This window comes from Curtobacterium sp. B18, from assembly GCF_000333375.1.
GTDB lineage: Bacteria > Actinomycetota > Actinomycetes > Actinomycetales > Microbacteriaceae > Curtobacterium.
The window spans coordinates 1-4,867 of the sequence record NZ_BACZ01000369.1 but is presented as its reverse complement, the minus strand read 5'-3'; the positions used below and the strand labels follow the sequence as shown (position 1 = coordinate 4,867).

The 4,867-nt window shown below is 71.6% G+C and carries 7 protein-coding genes; all 7 read left to right on the top strand.

Annotation, left to right across the window (positions count from 1 at the left end; all coding sequences use genetic code 11):
* Positions 1-248 (top strand): hypothetical protein (locus I5E_RS25420; protein WP_187290492.1); only part of this gene is annotated, 248 nt, incomplete at its 5' end.
* Complete coding sequence (locus I5E_RS10010; RefSeq protein ID WP_022906855.1) at positions 245-895, top strand: helix-turn-helix domain-containing protein; 651 nt, start codon at positions 245-247, stop codon at positions 893-895. The genes I5E_RS25420 and I5E_RS10010, both read left to right, overlap by 4 nt.
* Before the next feature lie 126 nt (positions 896-1,021).
* Entirely contained in the window at positions 1,022-1,453 is a 432-nt protein-coding gene (locus I5E_RS10005; RefSeq protein ID WP_022906854.1) for an Hsp20/alpha crystallin family protein, read from the top strand.
* Positions 1,454-1,464: 11 nt separating this feature from the next.
* On the top strand, positions 1,465-1,773 hold the full coding sequence (locus I5E_RS10000) for a hypothetical protein (RefSeq protein ID WP_022906853.1): 309 nt from the start codon (positions 1,465-1,467) through the stop codon (positions 1,771-1,773).
* 148 nt (positions 1,774-1,921) lie between these two features.
* Positions 1,922-2,554 carry an SDR family NAD(P)-dependent oxidoreductase gene (locus tag I5E_RS09990; RefSeq protein WP_042723751.1) on the top strand — a complete coding sequence of 211 codons (633 nt, stop codon included), beginning with the start codon at positions 1,922-1,924 and terminating at the stop codon, positions 2,552-2,554.
* A gap of 237 nt (positions 2,555-2,791) precedes the next feature.
* Positions 2,792-4,075 carry a sensor histidine kinase gene (locus I5E_RS09980; RefSeq protein ID WP_022906849.1) on the top strand — a complete coding sequence of 428 codons (1,284 nt, stop codon included), beginning with the start codon at positions 2,792-2,794 and terminating at the stop codon, positions 4,073-4,075.
* Complete coding sequence (locus I5E_RS09975; protein ID WP_022906848.1) at positions 4,072-4,743, top strand: response regulator; 672 nt, start codon at positions 4,072-4,074, stop codon at positions 4,741-4,743. The genes I5E_RS09980 and I5E_RS09975 overlap by 4 nt, the downstream gene beginning before the upstream one ends.
* Positions 4,744-4,867 lie beyond the last annotated feature (124 nt).

Here is a 4,867-nt window from a genome sequence, read left to right as displayed (position 1 = left end):
CCGGGGTGCTGCTCGCCGCCGTCCTCCTCACCTACCTCGGTGTCGAGGCAGCGTCGCCGCACTGGCCCGCGGTCGTCCTCGCCGTCGGGTCGGTCGCCGCCGTCGTCGCGGTGTTCCTCGTGGTGACCCGTCGGCGGCCGTGGCGGCGGGGTCGGAGCCGCGCCGTGTACGACGTACCGGTCGTGGCGGACCTGCTCCGCGCCTCCCGGCCCACCGACGGACCCGGCCACGGGACGGGGGTGCGATGAGCGAACCCGGTCTGCGCGCACGACAGCCGAAGGCGGTCCAGAACGCCCTCGCGGTGCTCGAGGCCGTCGCGCACGCCGGGCCGGGCATCACCGCGCAGCAGCTCTCCGACGTGCTCGGGATGCCGCGGGCGACCACCTACCGGCTCATCACCCTGCTCGTCGAGGACGAGTACCTCGTGCGGCTGCCCGACCTGCGCGGCTTCGCCCTCGGGCACAAGGTCGCCGAGCTCGCGGGGGTGACGGCACCGGTCGTGCCCCCGCCGCTCCCCCGCGCCGTGCGTGCCGTGCTCGCCGACGTGCGGTCGGCCGTGCGGGCCGGCGTCCACCTCGCCCGCTACGACGCGTCCGGGATCCGCGACCTCGACGTCGACCCGGACTTCCCGCTCCTCGACGAGCGGGCACTGCGGGCGACGCCGGACGCCAGCGCGATGGGGCGGCTGCACGCGACGGGCGGTCGCGGACCCGTCCACCAGACCGGCGCGTTCGCGGCGGGGTTCGGGTGCCTGGCGCTGCCGGTGCTCGGGGAGGACGGGCAGCTCGTCGCGGCGCTGACCCTGTCGGCTCCGGCGGCCCGGATCGAGGCGCCCGGCGCGACGCTCGGGCTGCTGCGGAGTGCGGTCTCGCGGCTCGAACCGCTGCTCGGCTGACCGCCGCAGATCCGCTGCTCCGAGCGGATTCCGAGCGTTCTTTTGGCACTCACCAGGCTCGAGTGCTAAAACAAGTCGCAGTTGAGTCGAGGGGACTCAACAGCAGACACGAAGGAGTTGATTCCGATGACGATGAACTTCGATCCGTTCCGCGAGCTGGACCGTCTCGCCGGCTCCCTCCTCGGCACCGCGGGGCCCCGCTCGATGCCGATGGACCTCTACCGCACGGGTGACCACTACGTCCTCGACGTCGACCTGCCGGGCATCGACCCGGGCACCGTCGACATCGACGTGGACGGGTCCGTCCTGACCATCCGCGCCGAGCGCACCCTCGGCGCTCCGGAGGGCTCGCAGTGGCTCACGCGCGAGCGCCAGCCTGGTACCTACGTCCGGCAGCTGACGCTCGGGGACGGCCTCGACGCCGAGCGCATCACGGCCGGCTACGACAACGGTGTCCTGAGCGTCACGATCCCCGTCAAGGAGTCGGCGAAGCCCCGCAAGATCGCCGTCACCACGGGTGGCGGACGCGAGCAGCTCGCCGTCGGCAGCGGAGAGTAGGAGCGGCGGCAGTGTTCGACCTCGTCGACGCCCTCGCCGCGATCGCCGCCGTGACGATCGCGCTGACGTTCACGAGCCTCGACCGGCGGACGGCCGCCGTGATCGGGGCCGCGGGCAGCACGATCGGTGTGTTCCTCGCGTGGGTCGCCGCCCCGGGGGCCTGGACCGGTACCCCGGTGGTGCCGTGGATCGCCGCGGTGCTGGGGGCAGCCGGACTCGTCGCCGGGTGGAGTGCCGTCCGCCTGTACGACGGCGTCTTCGCGCCGCCACGCGTGGAACAGCCGGACGACACGGGCGCGGTCACGACGATCGGTCGGTGACCGCCCACCCGACGGGAGGCGCGTTTTTTTTTTTTTTTTTTTTTTTTTTTTTTTTTTTNTTTTTTATTNTATTTTNNTTTTTTATTTTGTTNTNTTTTTATTTTTTTTTTTTAATTTTGTTTTTTTCTTTTTTTTATGTTAGGGGTACATCGGCGCCGCCGTCGCCGATCGTCTCCGGGCCGAGGGGGCGACCGTCGTCGTCGCCTCACGGAGCGCCGGTGACTCCCCCGACAGCGTCGCGATCGACACCGCCGACCAGGCCTCCGTGGACGCCGGCGTGGCCCGCGTGCTCGAACAGCACGGCCGCATCGACGCGCTCGTCGTCACCGCGGCCCCGAGCGCCGGCACGCTCGACCCGGCGAGGAAGTCCGACCCGGAGCAGGTCCTCACCGCGATCGACGGCAAGGCGCTCGGGTTCCTCCGCGTCGCCAACGCCGTGCTCCCCGCCCAGCGCGGAGTAGGGTTCGGTCGTGTCGTGGTCATCAGCGGGCAGAACGCCTACCTGTCGGGCAACATCACGGCGTCGCTGCGGAACACCGCGGTGAGCGTCATCGCGAAGAACCTCGCCGACGAGGCCGCCGGCACCGGGGTCACGGTCAACGTCGTCAACCCGGGGACGGTGACGGACACCCCGAGCGCCGAGGTGCGACCTGGCGCTCCGGGGGAGTCGAGCCCGCAGCAGATCGCGGACCTCGTCGCGTTCCTCGCGTCGCCGCTGTCGGTGGTGTCCGGTGAGTCGATCGCGATCGCCCACCGCGTGCTGGGCCAGATCACCGTCTGACCGACCGCGTCCGCACGGACCAGACGCCTTCATCCGTGGGGATGAAGGCGTTCACCCTCGCGCCCGATGCCGGACGCCGGGCGGTCGGCGAGGCTCGGAGCATGGACACCTCGACCAAGCACACGATCGCCACCCTGATGCTCTGCGCGGCGATCGTCGTCGTGACCGCCGTCGCGCTCCTCGCGATGTCGCCGACCCCGTGAACGGTGGCGGACCGCCCCGTGCGATGATCGTGCCGTGACGGAACGGGGCACGTTCATCCGGCCGCTCGCCACCCGTTCGATCATCGTCGACGTGGCCTGGGCGGCCTTCGCGGCGTTCGTCTTCCTGCTCCCCATCGACCTCGAGCTCGAGCACGCGAGCCTCGCCGCGGTCCTGGCAGCCGCCGCGGCCATCGCCCTCCGCCGTCTGTCGCCGACGGCGGCGATGCTCATGGTCGTCGTGCTCGGCATCGTGCAGGTCGGGGGCGGTGAACGGCCGTCGCTCGTGGACCTCGCCATCTTCGTGGTGATCGGCACCGCGGCCGTCGTCGGCACCCGCACCGAGGTCATCGTGTCCGGCGTGCTCGCGTTCGTGGCCGGCATCGGGGCCACGCTCTACCTCGCCCTGACCGGCTTCCGGTTCCTCGTGCTCATCAACGGGCCGCGCGACCAGGCGTTCCTCGCGATGGCAGCTCCGGTGACGGCGCTCCTCGGCGTGTGGGCCGGCGGCGTCGCCGTGCGGGCCTTCCGGTCACGCGACCGCGAGTCCGAACGCCGGGCGGACGCCGAGGCCGCGGCGTCCCGGGCCGAGGCCGTCGCGACCGAGGCCGAGGCCACCGCGACCCGCGCCATCGACGTCGCAGAGTCCGAGCGGATCCGTGCGGACATCGCCCGTGACGTGCACGACGTCGTCGGACACTCCCTCGCGGTGATCATCGCGCAGGCGGACTCGGTGCCGTTCCTCGACGACGAGGCCCGGATCCGCGAGGTCAGCGCCACGATCGCGAGCACCGCCAGGAGCTCCCTCGTCGAGGTCCGACAGGTGCTCGGCCACATCGACGGCTCCGGCGCCGCGACCGACCCCGGTTCGCTCGAGGAGATCGTGCAGGGGATCCGCGAGGCCGGGGTCGACGTCGACCAGGCGGTCCGCGGGCAGCCGGTGGTGCTCGGTCCGGCGAGCGGGACGGCCGCGCGCCGGGTGCTGCAGGAGATGCTCACGAACGCCCTGCGGCACGGTGCCCCGGGCATGCCGGTCACCGTGCGGGAGACCTGGCGGTCCGCCGACCTCGTGCTCGAGGTCGAGAACCTGGTCCCGACCGCGAGCACCGGCCCGGTCGGCACCTGCCCGGTCGTCATCCCGGTCGGCACCGGCCCGGTCGTCGTCCCGGCCGCGAGCACCCGCGGCTCGGGTCGTGGACTCGCCGGGATGCACACCCGGCTCACCGCACTCGGCGGCTCGTTCGACGCCGCCGTCCTGGACGACGTGTTCGCCGCACGCGCCCGCATCCCGTTCGACGTCCATGGGGGGACCAACCGATGACCGATCCGATCCGCATCCTGCTCACCGACGACCAGGCGCTGTTCCGCGCCGGCCTGCGCGTCGTGCTCGACGCCCAGGACGACATGGTCGTCGTCGGCGAGGCCTCCGACGGAGCCGAGGCGCTGGCGCGGATCCCCGAGCTCCGACCGGACGTGATGCTCCTCGACATGCGGATGTCGGGGACGGACGGGGTCGAGACCGTCCGGCAGCTGTTCTCCGGCGCGGTCGATGGGCCGCTCCCCCGCGTGGTCGTGCTGACGACGTTCGGCCTCGACCCCGCTGCCGCCACGGCGATCCGGCTCGGCGCGAGCGGGTTCCTGCTGAAGGACACCACGCCACCGTTCCTGTTCGCCGCTGTCCGCGCCGTGCACGAGGGGAACTCGGTGATCGCGCCGAACGACCTCTCGCAGCTCTTCGGCGCCGACGTCGAGCGTGCCCCGACACCCCAGCCCGAGGCGTTCCAGTCGCTGACGGACCGCGAGCGGATCGTGTTCGGGTGGGCATCACGGGGGTTGTCGAACGCCGAGATCGCGGCGAAGGAGTTCGTCACGGAGTCCACGGTCAAGACGCAGATCTCGAGCATCCTCGGCAAGCTCGCGCTCCGGGACCGGGTGCAGCTCGTGGTCTACGCACACGACCACGGACTCGCGGGCGCACGCGACGCCTGAGCGGCTCACCTCTCCTCGAGTGTCGCCACCTCGTCGAGGATCGAGGAGATCGCGGCGGGGTCGTGCGCGAACCGGCCGAGGAACAGTCCGCCGATCCGACCCCGGCCGCGGGTGAGGAGGCCCG